The organism is Paludifilum halophilum (assembly GCF_002245355.1).
Classification (GTDB): Bacteria; Bacillota; Bacilli; order Thermoactinomycetales; family DSM-45169; genus Paludifilum; species Paludifilum halophilum.
The window spans coordinates 1-433 of sequence record NZ_NOWF01000103.1; the positions used below are offsets into that span (position 1 = coordinate 1).

Here is a 433-nt window from a genome sequence, read left to right on the forward strand (position 1 = left end):
GCTAATGGGTCCATACCGTCTACTTGGATCCCTGGAATCCCAGCTGCCACAGCTTTTTGCGCTAATGTTTTAGCAGCTGTTTGTTTTTCACGAGGTGTTGAGATCGCAAAGCCATTGTTTTGGATATAAAATACAGCATTTGCATGATAAGCTCCAGCAAAGTTGATTGCTTCATAGAAATCTCCTTGAGAAGAGCCGCCGTCACCTGTATAAGTGAAGACCACATTTTTTTTGTTTCGTTTTTTCAATCCTAAAGCCACACCAGCTGCTTGGATGTACTGCGCACCAATAATGATTTGTGGTGGTAGAGCTTTCAATTCTTCTGGATAAAAATTCCCTGCCGCATGTCCTCGTGACCATAAGAAAGCTTGTGCTAAAGGCAATCCATGTTTTACTAATTGGGGAACATCACGGTAACCAGGAAGTAATACGT

1 protein-coding gene is annotated in these 433 nt (G+C 42.5%); it reads right to left on the reverse strand.

Going from position 1 to position 433, the window contains the following annotated elements; all coding sequences use genetic code 11:
• Positions 1–433, reverse strand: a 433-nt coding sequence (locus CHM34_RS18520) for a thiamine pyrophosphate-dependent enzyme (protein WP_240512079.1), incomplete at both ends; no start/stop codon positions are given.